Below are 17784 nucleotides of genomic sequence, written 5' to 3'. Positions count from 1 at the left end.
ATATATAGATGAAGAAAGTTCTCATTATAACATATTACTGGCCCCCGGCAGGAGGGCCCGGTGTTCAGCGCTGGCTTAAGTTTGTAAAGTATCTGAAAAGTTTCGATATCGAGCCGGTGGTGTATGTTCCCGAGAACCCGAGTTATCCCATTATTGATAAAAGTTTTGAAAAACAGATTCCCGAAGGAGTGAAGGTGATCAAAAAAAAGATCTTCGAACCTTATTCCATCGCCGGGATCTTCTCTAAAAAGGACACGGAAACCATCAGTTCGGGCATTATCCAGAAAGAAGAGCATCAGAGTTTCCTGCAGAAGACCTTGCTTTATATTAGGGGAAATTATTTTATTCCCGATGCCCGGAAATTCTGGGTAAAACCTTCGGTAGAATTTTTAAGGAAAGAGATCGAAAATTCTGAATATGACGCGATCATTACTACCGGCCCGCCACATAGCCTGCACCTCATAGGCCTCAAATTGAAAAAAACTCTTGGCGTTAAATGGATCGCAGATTTCCGCGATCCCTGGACGCAGATAGGCTATCATGAAAAGCTTAAACTAAACAGGAAGTCCAGGAAGAAGCATGAAAAAATGGAGGGCGAAGTGCTTACTTCGGCAGATCATATTATTACCACCAGTTTCACGACCAGGAAAGAGTTCAGGAACAAGACCGAAAAACCGGTTACGGTGATCACGAATGGTTTTGATATAGATATCAATTCCGAATTTAACGAGCAGGAGAAATTTCAGATATCCCATATAGGTTCACTTCTTTCCGGAAGAAATCCAGGGAACTTATGGAAGGCCATAAAAAAACTGGCTGAAGAAAATGAAAATTTCAGAAATAAGCTTGAAATCAGGCTTGCCGGAAAGCTAAGTGAAGAGGTCCTTCAAAGTATATATGAACATGGGCTTCAACCTTATCTGGTAAATGAGGGCTATGTAAGCCACAGCCGGGCGATCGAGATGCAGCAATCTGCTTCGGTACTTTTATTGATAGAGATAGATTCCGAAGAAACCAGGGGCATCATTCCCGGAAAATTATTTGAATACCTCGCCGCAAAAAGATCTATCCTGGCCATTGGTCCGGAAAATTGGGATGCCGAGAAGATCATTTCAGAAACCGGAGCGGGCAGCGTACATGCATATGAAGATCTTGAAGGTATAAAGGAGAGGATCTGGAAGTTGTTCCAGAACTTCCAGAAAGGGAATTTAATAAGTAATTCCCATGACCTGGAGCAATACCACCGTAGATCCCTGACCGGGAAACTCGCTAAACTAATTAGGGAGATCTAAATGGGAATAATCATCAACCAGTCTATAAAGAACATGGTGACCACCTATATTGGTTTCGGTATTGGGGCGGTAAATACTTTGTTCCTGTTCACTTATTTTCTTACCCAGGAGTATTACGGGCTGGTAAGCTTTCTTTTATCTGCAGCCAACCTTATCTGGCCTTTTCTTGTCTTTGGGGTTCACAGTACTCTCATCAAGTTTTTTACCTCCTATAAAACCAGAGGGGAGAGAGATCGCCTGCTCAACCTTGTACTGGTAATTCCTCTAATCGTTGGAGGCCTGATCGGGACCATCGGACTTATATTTTATAAATACCTGCTTGAGTATTTCTCAGGAGAAAATGACCTGGTGCAGCCTTATGTATGGATGATCTTTCTTATAGCTATGGCAACGGCCTATTTCGAAGTATTTTTTTCGTGGTCAAAGATCTATTATAAAAGTGCTTTCGGAAATTTGATGAAGGAGGTCTTTCACAGGTTTTGTATCAGTATCCTTTTGTTTGCGGTCTATTTCGACTGGATTAGTATAGAAGTTTTCATTTTTGCTATTTCTGGAGTATTCGTGCTTAGGACAATATTAATGGCGATGTACGCTTTTTCCCTGCATAGGCCAAGGTTTAGTTTCCGATTTCCGGTAAACCTTTCGCCGGTTTTAAAGTATTCCTCGCTAATATTGCTGGCAGCCTCGGTAGCTACGGTCTTGCTGGACCTGGATAAAGTGATGATCGAGCATTATTTGCCAATTGAGAACGTGGCCATCTATGGTATTGCGGTCTATATAGCTACGGTTATTTCTGTGCCTCAAAAAGCCATGCACCAGATCACTAATCCCATGACGGCGGAAATGCTGAATAATAGGGATAAAAAGGGACTTAAGGAGCTCTATGAAAAAAGCAGTCTGAACCTGCTAATTGTAAGCGGACTTATTTTTATCTGGATCATTACCAATGTGAATTCTCTTTACGAGCTTATTCCTGAAGAGTATGAGATCAGCCTGCTGGTAGTTTTGCTTATCTCTATCGTTAAATTATACGACAATCTTTTGGGGAATAATAATAGTATCCTTTTCAATTCTGACTATTATCGTATCGTGCTAGGGGTTGGAGTGGTACTGGTGATCCTGGCTTTTGTTCTTAACCTTATCTTTATTCCTCAATTGGGGATAGAGGGGGCTGCCCTGGCAAGTTTTATAGCATTCTTTTTATATAATTCTTCGAAGATTTTTATCGTGCTAAGAAAGTTCAAAATCCATCCATTCACACTCAATTCTATCTGGGCATTAATTCTTACGGCAATTTTCAGTTTTGGCTTCTATTTTATTGATTTTCCCGTGCACCCCATTCTGAATATAGCTTTGAAAGGAACAATATCAGGGATTCTATACCTTTTTTTGGTCTATCAATTCCGATTTTCCGAAGAGATCAATGCTATTCTAAAAAGGTTTTTAAAAAGGTCATAAAACGAGAAAACCCTATCAGCAAGGGCGCTTCAAGGGTTTTCCAACTAACCAACCAAAAAATTAAATTATGAACTTGTCATCTATAATCTATTATTCATATTCCGTGCCGAACTTCTCGATCTTGAAGAATTTTTTTGCTTAATTGCCTGATTTCTTGAAGATCCTGAAGAAGAAGACCTGGTTCTCACAGAACTACTTCTTTGTCTTGTTGGACGCTTAGAAACCGAATTCCTTTCAGAATTTCTCCTGCTTTTTTCTATACTTCTAGTTCTGGTTGAAGGAGCTGAAGTTTTGATCCTCGTATCGGTCTTTGGTTTAATGGTTCTACTCCTTGAACCTGAAGTAGATCTTTCTATCCTAGATGATGGCTTTGATCTTTCTGTTCTGGATCCTACAGTTTTTTGTGAGGTTCTAACTCCGGTAGGCCTTTGGGAAACCTGTCTTTTACTGTTAGGTTTCTCAATTCTGGAGGATCTACCCCTGGAATTAGTACTTCTTTTATTTCGGTCACTATAGACACGGGCCTGTTTTGTACTTCTGCTTCTATCAACAGTTTTTCGGTTTTGTGGCGAATGCATTCTGCCGGCTCTTACATTATCACGCGAAACGCTCTGTCTGGTAGCAGCTCTATTATAATCTGAATTCGTTTTTACATATGCGATCTCACGTCTGTGCGGCGTTTTTCTTCCGTGTTTATATGACCTTACTTTCTGTGATGGCCTGTAGAAATTTCTGTGCCTTTTATTTTTAACATAGTAATTGTTGTATACAGTCACATGCTTTTCATATGAAACTCTATGCGGCTCGTAATAAGCTCGATAAGGACGACCAAATACTATACTAACATTTACCTGCGGCCTGCGGTAGTAATCATGCCAAGGCCTGTAAACATATTGCCTATTATAATGGTTAATATAACCCGAGTAATGGGGAATATGGTGATGACGATTATAGTGTACACGAAGATTACCAACTCTGGCTAATCGGCCAAAATGGTTGTAGTCCATAAAGACATTTCCGGCCTGGACGATCCTCCCGTAGTAGTCATAATATATGGGAACGCTTTCTATCTGGATAACCGCACCATAATCATCATATTGTATGAATGGGTCATAATCATATCCTGAATTATAACTGATATTTACATTAGGGGTAGAGATATGTACAGAATTCCCTCTTCTGAAATCGGGATTAAAGTAAAAATCGAATTCACCATTTGGGTAAACCGCAAATTCAACGCCTCCTTCTACAAAAATGAATGAATCGTTATAGCTGTAATAATTGTTGGTGGCTGGTCTTGAATTTACGGATGCAGAGACTGACCATCCGAAAAGTAATACTGTAAAAATAAAGGCCAGGTTTCTCATGGTAGTAGAGTATTTAATTAGGAACATTTTTCTAATTAAATACAAAGCACGTGCCAAAGTCCAGAAACACTGGTCTTTCGAAATGCTACGCCAGGAAAAATAAGTGTAAAAAACTTGTTTTCAGTTTTTTACAGGCCTATAGTTTTTCCTCCAGGTATTTTGCTGTAAAGGATTTTTTATTTTTAGAGATTTCTTCAGGAGTTCCTTCAGCAACAAGATAACCTCCGTTTTCCCCACCTTCGGGACCAAGGTCTATTACATAATCGGCACATTTAACCAGGTCCATATTATGCTCTATCACGATCACGGTATGGCCTTTAGAAATTAGCGCGTTAAAAGACTTTAATAGTTTCTTGATATCATGAAAATGAAGACCGGTTGTGGGCTCATCAAAGATAAACAGCGCTTTAGACTTTGTATTCCCCTTAACCAGGAAAGAAGCGAGTTTGATCCTTTGTGCCTCCCCTCCAGAAAGAGTAGAGGAACTTTGTCCTAGCTGTACATAACCCAGCCCGACATCCCTTAATGGTTTCAGTTTCTTAACGATTTTGGATTGATCATGTTTCTCAAAGAAATCGGTCGCGTCATCTATGGTCATGTTTAGAACATCATCGATATTCTTATCGTGAAAAGTGACTTCCAGGACTTCCTTTTTAAAACGTTTCCCGTTACAGGCTTCGCATTCTAGATGGACATCGGCCATGAACTGCATTTCGATGGTTACTTCGCCTTCACCCTTACAGGTCTCACATCTTCCACCGTCGACATTAAAAGAGAAGTGTTTTGCTTTAAAACCTCTTAATTTAGCCAGTCTCTGGCCGGCAAATAGGTTTCGTATATCGTCATAGGCCTTGATGTAAGTCACCGGGTTAGACCTGGACGAACGGCCAATGGGATTCTGGTCTACAAATTCTACTGTACCCAGGTTTTTAAAATTACCTTCAATACCGCTAAACTGACCGGCTTTTTCACCGTAACCTCCAATTTCCTTTTGAATGGCAGGGTAGAGGATCTTTTTGACCAGCGTACTTTTTCCACTACCGGAAACTCCCGTGATCGCAGTAAAGACTCCAAGTTGAAATTCTACATCTATATTTTTCAGGTTATTTTCCCTGGCTCCAATTACTTTAATTTTGTTTTTAGAAGTTCTCCTTTTTTCAGGAACTTCTATCTGCATTTTACCATTCAGATAACTGGCGGTTAGAGAATCAGATTTTAGAATTTCCTTTAAGGTCCCGGTGGCGACCACATGGCCTCCGTTGGTACCCGCTTCAGGGCCTATATCTATGATCTCATCGGCCGCATTCATTATTTCCTCATCATGTTCTACCACGATAACCGTATTTCCAAGGTCCCTTAAATGCTTCAGCACACCAATAAGTTTTTCGGTATCCTTGGGATGCAAACCTATGGATGGTTCATCCAGAATGTACATTGAGCCTACCAGGCTGCTACCAAGAGAAGTGGCCAGGTTGATCCTTTGGGATTCCCCACCAGAAAGTGAATTCGATTTCCTGTTAAGGGTAAGATAATCCAGCCCAACATTCGAAAGGAATTCAAGCCTGTTCCTTATTTCGGTGAGCAAACGTTTAGCGATCTTTTCGTCGTATTCATTTAATTCCAGGTCACTGAAAAATGCTCTTACTTTATCCAGGGGCTTTTCCACAAGATCTGTAATACTGTGCCCGCCGATTTTTACGTATTGTGCCTCCGGTCTTAAGCGTTTTCCCTTACAGGCAGAACACTTGGTTTTTCCGCGATAACGTGATAACATCACCCTGTTCTGGATCTTATAAGCTTTGCTTTCCAGGAATTCGAAGAACTGGTTAAGGCCTTCAAAATATTTATTCCCATTCCAAACCAGGTCCTTTTGTTCCTCGGTAAGTTCGAAATATGGCTTATGAATTGGGAAATCGAACTTATGAGAATTATTCACCAGCTGGTCCCTGTACCAACTCATGCTGTCTCCGCGCCATGGGAAAATAGCATTTTCATATATGGAAAGTCCTGTATTTGGGATCACCAGGTCTTCATCTATGCCTATAACATCCCCATAACCTTCACATTTTGGGCATGCCCCATAGGGGTTATTAAAACTGAACAAGTGCACATTAGGCTCCAAAAAGCTCATCCCGTCCAGTTCAAATTTGTTGCTAAAATGTCTTGAACTATGGTCTGATAATTTTTCGATGAAAAGCTCGCCTTTTCCTTCGAAGAATGCTGCCTCCACAGCATCGGCCAGGCGGTTATAAAAATCTTCATCATCTTTGGTAATGATCCTGTCTACTACCAGCCAGGTATTATCATCCTTGGCTTTGCTTAGATCTGTTTCATCTATCCTTACCACCTTATCGTCTATCTTGATCCGGCTGTAACCCTGTTGGGCCAGGATATTGATCTTTTTTTCCAGGGAACGCCCGTCTTCCACATGAATAGGAGCGAGCAATAGCAGTTTTTCCCTTTCCGGAAAAGCTTTGATATAGTTTATGACATCTGTGACCGTATCTTTCTTAACCTCATTGCCAGAAATAGGAGAATAGGTTTTCCCGATACGAGCAAAAAGCAGTTTCAGGTAATCATAGATCTCGGTAGAAGTTCCAACGGTAGAACGGGGATTGGTAGAATTCACTTTCTGCTCGATGGCGATGGCCGGAGCGATCCCTTTAATATAATCTACCTTAGGTTTATTGAGTCTTCCCAGGAACTGTCTTGCATAGGAACTCAGGCTTTCCACATACCGCCGCTGGCCTTCGGCATATAAAGTGTCAAAGGCAAGACTAGACTTTCCGGAACCGGAAAGGCCGGTGATCACCACCAGCTTGTTCCGCGGAATTACTGCGTTGATATTTTTAAGATTGTGCAGTTTAGCACCTTTGATGATTATGTTCTTCTTGGGGTCTACTTTCGCTACGTCTGTTATCATTCTATAGTTCTGCTAAGGTCGCAAAGTTACTCATTATGAAGCGGGAAAGAAAGCCTACAAAAACCTATAGTATTGTTAAAAATTTAAGGTTTTATTTGTATTTCTCAGTTTTATCTTACTATATTTGATGCATAACCGAAAATCAACGTTGCCTATTCAACACAGTTACTTTTTTACAACTAAATAACCTAACCCACGGGAAACCTAATTCTCGTAAAACAAAGTAACTGTTATGAATAACACTAAGGTAACTGACGCCTCGCTCGTTCGTGATTATCTTGATGGAAACGAAAACGCACTTGGCGCCCTCATCAATCGTCACCAACACCGTATTTACAGTTTTATTTATTCGAAAGTCTTCGACAGGGATATCGCTGAAGATATTTTCCAGGACACCTTCATCAAAGTGATCCGAACCCTGAAAAGAGGCAAGTACAATGAAGAAGGTAAATTTCTGCCCTGGGTAATGCGGATTGCCCACAATCTCGTCATCGATCATTTCAGAAAAAACAAAAGAATGCCAAAGTTCGATAACAGCGGCGATTTCAATATTTTTTCGGTATTGAGCGATGGCGATCTAAATGCTGAAAAGCAGTTGATCAAAGACCAGATAGAATCTGATGTGCAGGAACTAATCAAGGAATTACCAGACGATCAGCTGGAAGTTCTTACCATGCGTATCTACAAGGATATGAGTTTTAAAGAAATTTCTGAGCGTACCGGGGTGAGTATAAATACCGCTCTAGGCCGCATGAGATATGCCCTGATTAATTTGCGTAAGATCATAGAAAAGAGAAATTTAATCCTGACGAATTAAAAATAACAATATCCCCCCGTTTGTTTCGTTATCTAATAAAACCAACAAAATATTTCAAATGGGGAAACTTTACTTTAAAAACACTTCGAAAGAAGAAAAAATTAATCATCTGCAACCAAAAAAAGAGACGATCGAGTTTCTTTTGAATTATTCAAAAGCACTTCGTGTAATTGAGTATGAGAAGGTGAAGTTCGAGACGCTTCTGAATTAATTTAGAAAAAAGGCCTGTTTTTTTAGCCAGCAGGTCTTTTTTATTTCTTTTTCTTCAGCTGCTCATTGATCACGCTTTTTCGTCCAATAGTATTAGTGATGATGTCCTTTCCAAGATCCCAGCCTCTAGCGGGAGAATATTGTCTGCCATACCAGATGATCTGAAGATGCAATTTGTTCCAGAGCTCCTTTGGGAATAACCTCTTGGCATCCTTTTCAGTTTGCTTTACATTTTTTCCGTTACTAAGGTTCCAACGGTACATCAGGCGGTGAATATGGGTGTCTACAGGAAAGGCAGGAATATTAAAAGCCTGTGCCACTACCACGCTCGCTGTTTTATGACCTACTGCAGGTAATTCCTCAAGAGCATCCAAATTTGCCGGCACCTCTCCATTATATTTTTCTATAAGGATTTCAGACAAACCATGGATCCCTTTCGATTTCATGGGAGAAAGACCAACAGGTTTAATGATCTCCCTGATCTCTTCTACCGTAAGCTTTACCATTTTAAACGGATTATCGGCGATCTCAAAAAGTTTTGGGGTGATCTGGTTTACCTTAACATCGGTACTTTGAGCGGAAAGCAGTACGGCAATCAGAAGAGTGTAAGGGTCTTTATGATCTAACGGAATGGGAATTTCCGGGTAAATATCATTTAACGTATCTATAACGAACTGTACCTTTTCCTGTTTGGTCATAAAGTTTTAATTTAGGGCAAAAGTAATAATTATGACAACACTAAAGGAAGGGGATAAGGCTCCCGATTTTAAAGCTGAAGACCAGGACGGCAACGAGATCAAATTATCAGATTATAAAGGAAAGAAACTGGTGCTTTTCTTTTATCCTAAAGCAAGCACTCCTGGGTGCACCGCAGAGGCCTGTAACCTAAGTGATAATTACGAAGCCCTGCAAAAGAAAGGCTACGAGATCCTGGGGGTTAGTGCCGATTCCAAGAAGAGGCAGCAGAACTTCAAAAATAAATACGATTTTAAATACCCGTTACTGGCAGATGAAGATAAAGAGGTCATCAATGCGTACGGTGTATGGGGACCGAAAAAATTCATGGGAAAGGAATATGATGGGATTCACAGGACCACTTTCCTTATAGATGAAGATGGAAAAATCGAAGAGGTTATCAAAAAGGTAAAGACCAAGGCCCACGCCGAGCAAATACTGGAATAGACCAAAGGATATCAGAATAATAAAAGGCGGAGATTATCCGCCTTTTTTAATATAAGCGTTCTTGATGGTGGCGATGCTGTCGCAGTTTTCGATTTCCAGTTCTATGGACCTTTCATCTTCTGAAGAGATAAAATAAATGCCACAAGGCTCAGCATCGGTTTTGCTTTTACCAAAATCAACGTCCCCGTTCTTCAGGATTTCTGAAACTTTAGAGGTATCTATTTGTTCATTTCTGAAAAAACTCAGGGAGCTTTCAGAGAAATTTCTCTCTTTTATCCTGATGTTCTTAAGTACCCGGGCATTCGGAGAATAATCACAGGAAGTTTTCTTTCCACCCAGGAAAAAAATCAGGATCACAATTCCAAAAAATAGGCCTATACCATAATAAGCAAGGCGGTGAACAAGCTTCATATACTAAAAGATGAGTAGGTTTATATCTCTATAGGAAAGATTGAACCAGTCTGCAATAGACTTGCTGGTCAAAATTCCGTGGTAAAAATACAAACCATTGCGTAATCCGCGGTCAAATCTCAGGGTATTTTCCAGTCCGCCTTCTTCTCCAATATGTAGCAGGTAAGGAGTGAAAATATTACTTATAGAAAGAGAAGAAGTCCGGGCATATCTTGAAGGAATGTTCGGTACGCAATAATGGATCACATCATGCTTGGTGAAAATAGGTTCATCGTGAGAGGTGATCTCGCTGGTTTCTACACAACCTCCCATATCTATACTTACGTCTATGATCACTGCACCACGTTTCATAGACCTTACCATATCTTCGGTAATTAGAATTGGGGAGCGATCTTTGCCTCTAACGGCACCAATCACCACGTCGGCTCGCTTCAGCGCTTTCAAGAGGTTCTTTGGCTGAATAGTGCTGGTATAGAAAGTATTTCCAAGATTTGCCTGAATATTCCTGAGTTTTGTTAAAGAGCTGTCGAAAACCTTCACGCTGGCTCCAAGGCCAATGGCTGATCTGGTGGCGAATTCACCTACGGTACCGGCCCCGATGATTACGATCTCTACCGGAGGAACACCACTTATATTTCCAAACATAAGTCCGTTTCCTTCCTGGTGGTTGCTCATTATTTCTGAAGAAATGAGCACTGAAGCGGTTCCGGCAATTTCACTCAATGCCCTTACAATAGGATAGCTGCCATCATCATCTTTTATGAATTCAAAACCGAGTGCGGTGATCCTTTTTTCAGCGAGTTTCTGAAAATATTCCTTGCACTGGGTCTTGATCTGTAAGGCTGAAATTAAGGTTGTTTGCGGGTTGATGTATTCAAGTTCCTTGGCTGAAGGCGGTTCGATCTTAAGGATGGTAGGGCAGGAAAAGACCTTTTTAGTGTCTTTGGTAATCTCGGCTCCGGCATCTGAATAATCCTTGTCGCTGAACCTTGCCCATTTGCCCGCACCAGATTCTATCATTACCCTATGCCCGTGTGCCGTTATAGCGGCAACTGCGTCTGGGCTTAAACAAATTCGTTTTTCCTGGTAAGCCGTTTCTTTAGGTATTCCTATAAAAAGCTCACCCTTTTTCTTGTAGATCTCAAGGGTTTCTTCCTGTGGTAATAGTTGATCCCTGGTAAAAGGTGAAACCTGCTGTTTTGCCATAGAATTATGTTAAAGCAGTTAAATTACAACTAAATTTATAAAAAGAAGAAAATAGGTCTATAGTTTACGGTAGTAGTCTTCAACAAGCATGTTCGAGGTATCGATATCATCCTGGTCATCATCTTCCTGAAAACCTTTGATCTCTCTCATATCCTTATCTGAAATAGGGGAAAAAACAGAGATCTCTGTTTCTTCTAATTCAGAAAGATCGAGGCCATAGACGCGGTCGAAAATTTTTATTCTAATAAGATAAACTAAAGACAAAATTGTTATAAAAAACGGAGCTAAATATATCAACCCATCAGTATCCATAAAAAAAGCAGAGTTGAGATAAACATCCTGATAAATCGCTATGACTAATTGGTAAGCATACATTGAAATAGGAATGAGGATAACATGGTACCACCAGTGTTTGCAAGTAAAAAACCATATTAGAAGAAGAAGCAATGGTACAATTTTTCCTAAATACGTCCATGCCGCTGTAAGTACGTCTTCGTAATATTTACTTTCATACCTAAAAAAAGAATTTTCCCAAACAGGTCCGTTTGGGAAAATTTCATATAAATAAAATAAATATGGTGAAAACGCTATTGTCAACGCTATAAGACTACCCAGCAGCAGGTACTTTGATGAGTCTTTTGTCGACAGCTTGCTTTTGAATTTCATCTTTATTAGTATCGTTATCTGAAGTTGAAGTTACAAAAAAACTTGCTCCAAAGATTGCTGCTGCGAAAAGTACTGCTTTAAGTTTCATAATTATCGGTTTTAATATTGTTGTTTCGTTTTGTTTCTGATACAAACATATAACAACTTAAAATCCTGTCAGTTAAAACATTAATCGTACTTTTGCGCCTTTTTTTGAGACAAAAAATGCCCTTGAAATCGCAATTTGAACTTAAAATATGTTAGTTTAAATTTATTTATAAATCGTTCAATGAATAAAAATTCAACAAATGACTTTATAAAACAATTGTAAAAGTAAAAAAAATCTTACAATGAATTTTTTGCAGCTTTTTTCCTTAAAAACTGCTTTGTTAACAAAACTTTAACGTTCTGGTTTCTTCAGAATTGACCTCAATTGACAACTTTTGGGTGTTTTCCCCCAATAATCTTTCAATTTTTTCAGGCCATTCTATCAAATTCCAGTTGTCAGAATCCAGGTAATCCTCGATTCCCATATCCAATGCCTCTGTATCATCCTCGATCCTGTAAAAATCAAAATGATAAACAGAGCCTCTATCTGACTCGTAATGGTTAACTAATGAAAACGTGGGACTGGAGGCTACATCCTGCACGCCTAGCGCCTTTACCAGCTCTTTAATTAGAGTGGTTTTGCCGGCGCCCATTTCGCCATAAAAAAGCAGGGTCTTGCTTTTCGTATTTTGTAGAATATAATCTACGGCTCGATCCAGTTCTTGAAGTCTGTAGGTTAACTCCATATTATCAAAATGTCAGATTGGGGTTTGTAAATATATGTAAAAATCAGATAAAGTGCGTCACCCTACTGATTATCAATCAAGTATAACTTTTAAATGTGTATTTCAACCTAAAAATAATGCTTTTTATCGATTATTTTGGGTTTAGGACTACAAAGGGGATTACAACTTCTTCTAAAGAAACACCCCCGTGCTGGTAGGTATTCTTGTAATAACTAACATAATGGTTATAGTTATTTGGATAAGCGAAGAAAAGATCCTCCTTGGCAAAAATATAAGAACTACTCATATTAATGGTGGGCAGGTAAACAGATTTTGGATCTTCAAAGGCCAATACATCCTTGTTTTCATAGGTAAGGCTTTTTCCGGTTTTATACCTTAGGTTCAAACTGGTGTTCTTGTCACCAATTACCTTGGAAGGATTTTTCACATTTATAGTACCGTGATCTGTAGTAATGATTAGTTTAAAGCCAGACTGCTGGGCTTTTTGGATGATCTCAAGTAACGGAGAATTTTTAAACCAGCTCTGGGTAAGGCTCCTGTATGATTTGTCATTAGAAGCCAATTCCTTGATCACTTCCATCTCTGTCTTGGAGTGGGAAAGCATATCCACGAAATTATAAACTACCACGGTTAGATCGTTAGATTTCTGGGTTTTGAAATTGTCCACCAGTTTTTTTCCTGCTTTTAGGCTGCTGATTTTATGATATTCAAATTTTAGGTCTTCACCAAGCCTTTTAAGCTGCTCTTCGAGAAACTGGGATTCATAAAGATTTTTTCCTCCTTCTTCGGTGTCGTTCTTCCAGTATTGAGAAAAGAGTTTTTCCATTTCACTGGGCATAAGTCCAGAAAAGATGGCGTTTCGTGCGTATTGTGTAGCTGTGGGTAAAATACTGAAATAGGCGCTTTCCTTTTCCTTTTTATAATAGGTATTGATTATCGGCTCCAGGCTTTTCCATTGGTCGTACCTTAAATTATCTACCACTACCAATAAAGTAGGCTGGTCTTTCTTAATTTCCGGAAGAATCTTCTTTTTGAAAAGGGTGTGGGACATTACAGGGGCTTCGGAACCTTTTTCGAACCAGTTCTGGTAATTCCTTGAAATGAATTTGAAGAACTGGCTGTTGGCTTCTTGCTTCTGTGATTCCAGGATCTCGAACATTCCGGAATCTTCGATCTCCTCAAGCTGAATTTCCCAGTAAATTAACTTCTGGTATAACTCTGCCCATTCTTCATAAGAGTTCACCTGAGACATCTCCATAGCGATCTTCCTGAATTCCTGCTGATAATTAGAGGTGGTCTTTTCAGAGATCAATCGCGAATGGTCCAGGTTCTTTTTTATACTTAATAGTATCTGGTTTGGGTTAACCGGCTTAATAAGGTAGTCTGCAATTTTTGAACCAATTGCCTCCTCCATAATATATTCCTCCTCACTTTTAGTGATCATCACGATAGGGACGGTCTCCCTTTTTTCTTTGATCTCGGCCAGTGTTTCCAGGCCGGTAAGGCCAGGCATGTTTTCATCCAGAAAAATAATATCAAAATTCTCATTTTCGATTTGCTCCAGAGCTTCGGTTCCACTTTTACAGGTCTTTACCTCGTAATTACGGGACTCCAGGAACATTATGTGAGGTTTTAATAGGTCAATTTCATCGTCTACCCATAGTATTTTGATATTATTCATAAAGTTTTAGGTTGTTTATCTTGTTTATAATTTTAGAATTGGCCGTCATTTTCTTACAAAAAGTGTAGTTTTCAAGATGGCTCAATTCATATATGTATCTTTGTTCTGAATATTAGAAAAATAGAGCTTGGCTTCACAAACTAAACTTAAAATATTAAACGATCCAATTTACGGTTTTATTACCATTCCCAATGAACGGATCTTTAAGATAATAGAACATCCTTACTTTCAAAGACTACGCCGAATTTCTCAGATGGGATTGTCCTACCTGGTTTATCCGGGTGCCCACCATACCAGGTTTCATCATGCCCTGGGTTGCGTGCACCTAATGCAAAAAGCAGTGAGAGTACTCCGGTATAAAGGGGTGCAGATATCTGAAGAAGAGGAAGAAGCGCTTCTCATTGCTATATTAATGCACGATATAGGTCATGGCCCGTTTAGCCATGCCATGGAACACAGTCTTGTGGAAGGGGTAGATCATGAGACCATTTCTCTGCTATTCATGGAGGAAATGAATGCTGAATTTAACCAAAGTTTAACTCTGGCTATCAGAATTTTCAAGGGTAGTTACGAAAGAAGATTTATGAATCAGCTGATATCCAGTCAAATGGATATGGACAGGCTGGATTATCTAAAAAGAGACAGTTTCTATTCTGGTGCAGTTGAGGGGAATATAAATAGCGAGCGCATCATCACGATGCTAAATGTGGTAAATGATGAGCTGGTGGTTGAAGAAAAAGGGATCTATTCTGTAGAAAAATTTCTCATTGGCCGCAGGCTTATGTACTGGCAGGTCTATCTTCATAAGACCAGTCTCGTAGCCGAACAATTACTTATTAGGGTTCTTGTGCGTGCCAAAGAGCTAATTGGCCAGGGGCATGATCTCCACGCCAGCGGATCACTTATGTATTTTCTGAAAAACAGGGTCACCAGGGAAGATTTTGATGCAGGTACCTTAAATATGTTCTCGAGATTAGACGACAACGATGTGATCTCTGCGATGAAGGAGTGGATGTATTCAGATGATTTTGTGTTGAGCAACCTTTGTGAGATGATCATCAACCGGAATTTACTGAAGGTAAAGATCAAGAAAAAAAGACCTTCCGCAGAAAAACTGGAAAAGCGTTCTAAAGCCCTTCAGAAGAAATATAATATTTCTGAAAAGGAAGCTTCCTATTTCGTGTTCGAAGGGGAGATAGCCAACCTGGCCTACAAACGAGAAAAAGATAATATCAACATTCTGCATAAGAACGGAAAGATCAACGACATCGTTAAGGTTTCAGACCAGTTCAATTTAAAAGCCCTTACGAATACCGTCACCAAATACTATATGTGTTATCCAAAAGTTAAAGATTAACTCATTTTTTTTACTTTTGCCAGAATGAAGTTTACAGCAGCGCAAATAGCCGACATTTTAGATGGTAAGGTTGAAGGGAATCCAGAAGCGGAAGTTTCTGAACTTGCCAAGATAGAAGAGGGGACCGAAGGTTCACTTACTTTCCTGAGCAATCCTAAATATACTTCCTTTCTATATACCACCAATGCTTCGATCACCATAGTGAACGATGACTTTGAGGTAGAACAGCCGGTGAATACGACTCTTATAAAGGTGAAGGATGCATATAAAGCATTTTCGACCTTACTGGAATATTACAATCAAATAAAATTAAATAAATCGGGAATAGAGCAACCCAGCAATATTTCTGAAACTGCCAAATACGGCGAGGGGCTTTACCTGGGAGCTTTTTCTTATATAGGGGAACAGGTGGCGCTGGGTGATAATGTGAAGATCTATCCTAATGTATATATAGGAGATAATGTAAAGATCGGCGATAATGTGACCATCTTTGCCGGAGTAAAGATCTATTCTGAAAGTATAATTGGCAATAATGTGACCATTCATAGCGGTGCTGTAATAGGTGCCGATGGATTTGGCTTTAGCCCGGGAGAATCTGGTGAATACAGTAAAGTACCCCAAATTGGTAACGTGATCATTGAAGATCATGTGGATATTGGTGCTGCCACAACTATAGACAGGGCAACATTGGGCTCTACTATTATAAGAAAGGGAGTGAAGTTGGATAATCATATTCAGATCGCTCATAATGTTGAAATTGGAGAGAATACTGCCATTGCCGCTCAAACCGGAATCGCAGGTTCTACCAAGATCGGAAAGAATTGCCTTATAGGTGGCCAGGTAGGAATTGCGGGGCACCTTAATATTGGTGACAGGGTGAAGATCCAGGCACAGTCTGGGATTGGCCGTAATATTAAAGATGACGAGATGTTACAGGGCTCACCTGCCATTGGATATAGCGATTATAATAAATCTTATATCCATTTTAAGAATCTGCCTCAAACCATGAATATTATAAACCAACTAGAAAAAAAATTGAATAATGGCTGATAAAATTTCAAAACAAAGAACCATTCAGGAGGAAGTTTCTCTTGATGGTGTTGGCCTGCATACCGGGAAAAAAGTTAAACTGACTTTCAAGCCGGCTCCCGAGAACACAGGTTATGTGTTTAGAAGAACAGACCTGGAAGGAATGCCTGAAGTTGAAGCAGATGTAGCTTACGTGGTAAATACTCAAAGAGGTACTAATCTGGATAAAAATGGAGTTACCATTCAAACTTCAGAACACGTACTGGCAGCTTGTGTTGGTCTGGAAATAGACAACTTATATATTGAACTTGACGCTTCTGAACCTCCTATTATGGACGGTTCTTCTAAATTTTTCGTGGAGGCTCTGGAAAAGGCCGGAGTTGTAGAGCAGGAAGCAGATAGGGAAGAATACGTGGTAGATCAGATCATTTGTTATCGTGATGATAATGGTAGCGAAATCATTGCCATGCCGGCAGATGAATACCAGGTTACCACTATGGTCGATTTTGGTACCAAGGTGCTGGGAACCCAGAATGCTTCGATAGAGCATTTATCGGAATTTAAGACCGAGATCGCCGATGCCAGGACTTTCAGCTTTTTACATGAAATTGAAACATTATTGGAGCATGGTCTTATAAAAGGCGGTGATCTGAATAATGCCATTGTATACGTAGATAAAGAAATTAGCGAGGATACCTTAAAGAAATTAAGGGTAGCCTTTAATAAAGAAGAGATTTCGGTTAAACCGAACGGAATTCTTGATAACCTTAACTTGCATTATCCGAATGAAGCAGCCAGGCATAAATTACTGGATGTGCTTGGAGATGTAGCTTTAGTAGGTACACGAATAAGGGGTAAGATCATTGCTACCAAACCAGGGCATTACGTAAATACTGAATTTGCGAAAAAACTGGCCAAGGTGATCAAAGCCGAGAAAAGGAATAATGTGCCTAAGATCGATCTTTCCCAACCGCCTTTGATGGATGTGAACGATATCATGAATACTTTGCCGCACAGATCTCCGTTCCTGCTGGTAGATAAGATTTATGAGCTTACCGAATCTCATGTGATCGGGATGAAGAATGTAACCATGAACGAACCATTCTTCGTAGGGCATTTTCCTGGGAAACCGGTAATGCCGGGTGTATTGCAGGTAGAGGCCATGGCGCAAACAGGAGGGATCCTGGCACTGAAATCTGTTCCAGATCCTGAAAATTATCTAACCTTCTTTATGAAGATCGATAATGTAAAATTCAAAAGACAGGTAGTTCCGGGAGATACATTGATATTCAAACTGGAATTGCTAGCACCAATAAGAAGAGGTATTTGCCAGATGCAGGGTTATGCATTTGTTAACGGGCAACTCGCCACTGAAGCCGTTTTAATGGCACAAATAGTTAAATCAAAATAAA

Annotated in this window: 16 protein-coding genes; 7 read left to right on the top strand and 9 right to left on the bottom strand. The window is 39.8% G+C overall.

Annotated features, from left to right (window positions below; translation table 11 throughout):
* The first annotated feature begins 8 nt into the window (after nt 1–8).
* Both FLP08_RS10205 and FLP08_RS10200 read left to right on the top strand, forming a co-directional pair.
* On the top strand, nt 9–1292 hold the full coding sequence (locus tag FLP08_RS10205; RefSeq protein ID WP_156276562.1) for a glycosyltransferase family 4 protein: 1284 nt from the start codon (nt 9–11) through the stop codon (nt 1290–1292).
* Nucleotides 1293–2750, top strand: coding sequence for an oligosaccharide flippase family protein (locus FLP08_RS10200; protein ID WP_156276560.1), 1458 nt, complete (start codon nt 1293–1295; stop codon nt 2748–2750).
* Between the two features lie 80 nt (nt 2751–2830).
* On the opposite strand, the gene FLP08_RS10195 is transcribed toward FLP08_RS10200, so the two are convergent.
* Together FLP08_RS10195 and uvrA are read right to left on the bottom strand one after the other, a co-directional pair.
* Complete coding sequence (locus FLP08_RS10195; RefSeq protein WP_156276558.1) at nt 2831–4144, bottom strand: hypothetical protein; 1314 nt, start codon at nt 4142–4144, stop codon at nt 2831–2833.
* A 109-nt stretch (nt 4145–4253) separates the two neighbouring features.
* Nucleotides 4254–7040: an excinuclease ABC subunit UvrA gene (uvrA, locus tag FLP08_RS10190; RefSeq protein WP_156276556.1), complete on the bottom strand. Its 2787-nt coding sequence runs from the start codon at nt 7038–7040 to the stop codon at nt 4254–4256.
* Nucleotides 7041–7272: 232 nt separating this feature from the next.
* Between uvrA and FLP08_RS10185 the strand changes: the two genes are divergently transcribed.
* Nucleotides 7273–7857 carry an RNA polymerase sigma factor gene (locus FLP08_RS10185; RefSeq protein WP_156276554.1) on the top strand — a complete coding sequence of 195 codons (585 nt, stop codon included), beginning with the start codon at nt 7273–7275 and terminating at the stop codon, nt 7855–7857.
* Nucleotides 7858–8108: 251 nt separating this feature from the next.
* Here FLP08_RS10185 and FLP08_RS10180 read toward each other — a convergent pair whose 3' ends face one another.
* Nucleotides 8109–8765: an endonuclease III domain-containing protein gene (locus FLP08_RS10180; protein ID WP_156276552.1), complete on the bottom strand. Its 657-nt coding sequence runs from the start codon at nt 8763–8765 to the stop codon at nt 8109–8111.
* 31 nt (nt 8766–8796) lie between these two features.
* On the opposite strand from FLP08_RS10180, the gene bcp reads away from it, so the two are divergent.
* A complete protein-coding gene (bcp, locus tag FLP08_RS10175) occupies nt 8797–9249 on the top strand; it encodes a thioredoxin-dependent thiol peroxidase (RefSeq protein ID WP_156276550.1) in 453 nt (150 codons plus the stop codon).
* Nucleotides 9250–9282: 33 nt separating this feature from the next.
* Here bcp and FLP08_RS10170 read toward each other — a convergent pair whose 3' ends face one another.
* From FLP08_RS10170 to porX, 6 genes are all read right to left on the bottom strand, one after another.
* Nucleotides 9283–9660 carry a DUF4258 domain-containing protein gene (locus tag FLP08_RS10170; protein WP_156276548.1) on the bottom strand — a complete coding sequence of 126 codons (378 nt, stop codon included), beginning with the start codon at nt 9658–9660 and terminating at the stop codon, nt 9283–9285.
* Nucleotides 9661–9663: 3 nt separating this feature from the next.
* Nucleotides 9664–10866, bottom strand: a complete 1203-nt coding sequence (locus FLP08_RS10165) for an alanine dehydrogenase (RefSeq protein ID WP_156276546.1) — start codon at nt 10864–10866, stop codon at nt 9664–9666.
* Nucleotides 10867–10923: 57 nt separating this feature from the next.
* Nucleotides 10924–11130 (bottom strand): hypothetical protein, encoded by a 207-nt coding sequence (locus FLP08_RS16480; RefSeq protein WP_238388479.1) that lies wholly within the window; start codon nt 11128–11130, stop codon nt 10924–10926.
* 343 nt (nt 11131–11473) lie between these two features.
* Nucleotides 11474–11620, bottom strand: a complete 147-nt coding sequence (locus tag FLP08_RS10155) for a hypothetical protein (protein ID WP_156276542.1) — start codon at nt 11618–11620, stop codon at nt 11474–11476.
* 280 nt (nt 11621–11900) lie between these two features.
* The gene (gene tsaE / locus FLP08_RS10150; protein WP_156276540.1) at nt 11901–12305 is read right to left on the bottom strand and encodes a tRNA (adenosine(37)-N6)-threonylcarbamoyltransferase complex ATPase subunit type 1 TsaE; all 405 of its coding nucleotides are present in this window, start codon (nt 12303–12305) and stop codon (nt 11901–11903) included.
* Between the two features lie 130 nt (nt 12306–12435).
* Nucleotides 12436–13986 carry a T9SS response regulator signal transducer PorX gene (gene porX, locus FLP08_RS10145; protein WP_156276537.1) on the bottom strand — a complete coding sequence of 517 codons (1551 nt, stop codon included), beginning with the start codon at nt 13984–13986 and terminating at the stop codon, nt 12436–12438.
* 127 nt (nt 13987–14113) lie between these two features.
* Here porX and FLP08_RS10140 point away from each other — a divergent pair, with 127 nt between their 5' ends.
* From FLP08_RS10140 to FLP08_RS10130, 3 genes are read left to right on the top strand one after another with little or no spacing between them, the layout of a single operon-like run.
* The gene (locus FLP08_RS10140; RefSeq protein WP_156276535.1) at nt 14114–15343 is read left to right on the top strand and encodes an HD domain-containing protein; all 1230 of its coding nucleotides are present in this window, start codon (nt 14114–14116) and stop codon (nt 15341–15343) included.
* Nucleotides 15344–15367: 24 nt separating this feature from the next.
* A complete protein-coding gene (gene lpxD / locus FLP08_RS10135) occupies nt 15368–16393 on the top strand; it encodes a UDP-3-O-(3-hydroxymyristoyl)glucosamine N-acyltransferase (protein ID WP_156276533.1) in 1026 nt (341 codons plus the stop codon).
* Nucleotides 16386–17783, top strand: a complete 1398-nt coding sequence (locus FLP08_RS10130; RefSeq protein WP_156276531.1) for a bifunctional UDP-3-O-[3-hydroxymyristoyl] N-acetylglucosamine deacetylase/3-hydroxyacyl-ACP dehydratase — start codon at nt 16386–16388, stop codon at nt 17781–17783. Before lpxD ends, FLP08_RS10130 begins: the two co-directional genes overlap by 8 nt.
* The last annotated feature ends 1 nt before the right edge of the window (nt 17784 follow it).

Origin of the sequence: Christiangramia aestuarii (genome assembly GCF_009735585.1) — a bacterium.
Classification (GTDB): Bacteria; Bacteroidota; Bacteroidia; order Flavobacteriales; family Flavobacteriaceae; genus Christiangramia; species Christiangramia aestuarii.
The sequence above is the reverse complement of the archived record's forward strand: the minus strand, read 5'-3'. Positions and strand labels throughout refer to the sequence as shown.